Source organism: Burkholderia sp. SCN-KJ, assembly GCF_024656005.1.
Taxonomy (GTDB): domain Bacteria; phylum Pseudomonadota; class Gammaproteobacteria; order Burkholderiales; family Burkholderiaceae; genus Burkholderia.
Window position 1 is genome coordinate 1 of sequence record NZ_JANKOG010000071.1, and the last position, 2781, is coordinate 2781.

Below are 2781 nucleotides of genomic sequence, written 5' to 3' on the forward strand. Positions count from 1 at the left end.
AGCTCGATCGGCTCGCTGTCCACCTCGACCTCGACCGGCATCAACTCGCTGTCCACCGGCCTCAGCTCGACCAACAGCTCGGTCGCTTCGCTGTCGACTTCCACGTCGACCGGCCTCTCGTCGGCTAACAGCTCGATCGGCTCGCTGTCCACCTCGACCTCGACCGGTATCAACTCGCTGTCCACCGGCCTCAGCTCGACCAACAGCTCGGTCGCTTCGCTTTCGACTTCCACGTCGACCGGCCTCTCGTCGGCTAACAGCTCGATCGGCTCGCTGTCGACTGGACTCAGCTCGGCAAACAGCTCGATTTCGTCGCTCTCCACGTCGACCTCGACCGGCATCAACTCACTGTCCACCGGCCTCAGCACGGTCGCGACAAAGACCGACAATCTCGGCAACAGCACGGCCTCCGCCCTCGGCGGCGGTGCGAAGTACGATCCGACGACCGGAACGGTTTCCGCTCCGGCGTACACGACGTACAACGCGAATGGCACGACGTCGACCGCCAGCAGCGTCGGCTCGGCGATCGACAGCATCAACAGCCAGGGCATCAAGTACTTCCACGCGAACTCGACGGCAGCCGACAGCCAGGCGCTCGGCACCGACTCGGTCGCGATCGGCCCGAATGCCATCGCCAACAACACCGGCGACGTCGCACTCGGCAGCGGCTCCGTCACCGACACGCCCCACGCGACGCCAACAGGTACCGTCGGCGGCGTGACCGCCACGTTCGCGGGCGGCAATCCGAGCAGCGTGGTGAGCGTCGGCGACGCGGCCAAGGGCATCACGCGTCAGATCACCAACGTCGCAGCAGGTCAGATCACGGCGACCAGCACGGACGCGATCAACGGCTCCCAACTCTTCGCGACCAATTCCATCGTGGATTCGCTGTCGACGACGGTGTCGTCGTCCAGCAGCGCAATCTCGTCGCTGTCGACCGGCATCACTTCGTTGTCGACGGGGCTGAGCTCGACCGATAGTTCGGTCGCTTCGCTGTCGACCTCGACTTCGACTGGCCTGTCCTCGGCAACCAGCTCGATTTCGTCGCTGTCCACGTCGACCTCGACCGGCATCAGCTCGTTGTCGACAGGCTTGAGCTCGACCGACAGCTCGGTCGCTTCGCTGTCGACCTCGACGTCGACCGGCCTGTCCTCGGCAACCAGCTCGATCAGCTCGCTGTCCACATCGACTTCGACGGGTATCAGCTCGTTGTCGACGGGCCTGAGCTCGACCGATAGCTCGGTCGCCTCGCTGTCGACCTCGACGTCGACGGGCCTGTCCTCGGCAACCAGCTCGATCAGCTCGCTGTCCACGGGCCTGAGCTCGACCGATAGCTCGGTCGCTTCGCTGTCGACCTCGACGTCGACTGGCCTGTCGTCGGCTAACAGCTCGATCAGCTCACTGTCCACGTCGACCTCGACCGGCATCAGCTCGCTGTCGACCGGCCTGAGCTCGACCGATAGCTCGGTGGCTTCGCTCTCGACTTCGACGTCGACCGGCTTGTCCTCAGCAACCAGCTCGATCAGCTCGCTGTCCACCTCGACTTCGACGGGTATCAGCTCGTTGTCGACCGGCTTGAGCTCGACCGATAGCTCGGTCGCCTCGCTGTCGACCTCGACGTCGACTGGCCTGTCGTCGGCAAACAGCTCGATCAGCTCGTTGTCTACCTCGACCTCGACCGGCATCAGCTCGTTGTCGACGGGCCTGAGCTCGACCGATAGCTCGGTCGCTTCGCTGTCCACCTCGACGTCGACTGGCCTGTCGTCGGCAAACAGCTCGATTAGCTCTTTGTCCACGTCGACCTCGACGGGCATCAACTCGCTGTCGACGGGCCTCAGCTCGACCGATAGCTCGGTTGCCTCGCTGTCGACTTCGACGTCGACTGGCCTCTCGTCGGCTACCAGCTCGATTTCGTCGCTGTCCACGTCGACTTCGACGGGTATCAGCTCGCTGTCGACCGGCCTGAGCTCGACCGATAGCTCGGTCGCTTCGCTGTCGACCTCCACGTCGACGGGCCTGTCGTCGGCAACCAGCTCGATCGGCTCGTTGTCCACCTCGACCTCGACCGGCATCAGCTCGCTGTCGACGGGCCTCAGCTCGACCGATAGCTCGGTCGCTTCGCTGTCGACGTCGACGTCGACTGGCCTCTCGTCGGCAACCAGCTCGATCAGCTCGCTGTCCACCTCGACCTCGACCGGCCTGTCGTCGGCGACCAGCTCGATTTCGTCGCTCTCGACTTCGACCTCGACGGGTATCAGCTCGTTGTCGACGGGCCTGAGCTCGACCGATAGCTCGGTCGCTTCGCTGTCGACTTCCACGTCGACGGGCCTGTCCTCGGCGACCAGCTCGATTGCGTCGCTGTCGACTTCCACGTCGACTGGCCTGTCCTCGGCTAACAGCTCGATCGGCTCGTTGTCCACTTCGACCTCGACCGGCATCAGCTCGTTGTCGACTGGCCTCAGCTCGACCGATAGCTCGGTCGCTTCGCTGTCGACCTCCACGTCGACGGGCCTCTCGTCGGCTAACAGCTCGATCGGCTCGCTGTCCACGTCGACTTCGACGGGGATCAGCTCGCTGTCGACCGGCCTCAGCTCGACCGATAGCTCGGTCGCTTCACTGTCGACCTCCACGTCGACTGGCCTGTCGTCGGCAAACAGCTCGATCGGCTCGCTGTCCACGTCGACTTCGACGGGGATCAGCTCGTTGTCGACCGGCCTCAGCTCGACCGACAGCTCGGTTGCTTCGCTGTCGACCTCCACGTCGACTGGCCTGTCCTCGGCT

1 pseudogene is annotated in these 2781 nt (G+C 64.4%); it reads left to right on the top strand.

Annotated features, from left to right (window positions below):
* Positions 1-2781: pseudogene (locus NQV17_RS37605) on the top strand (hemagglutinin); the annotation flags it as partial.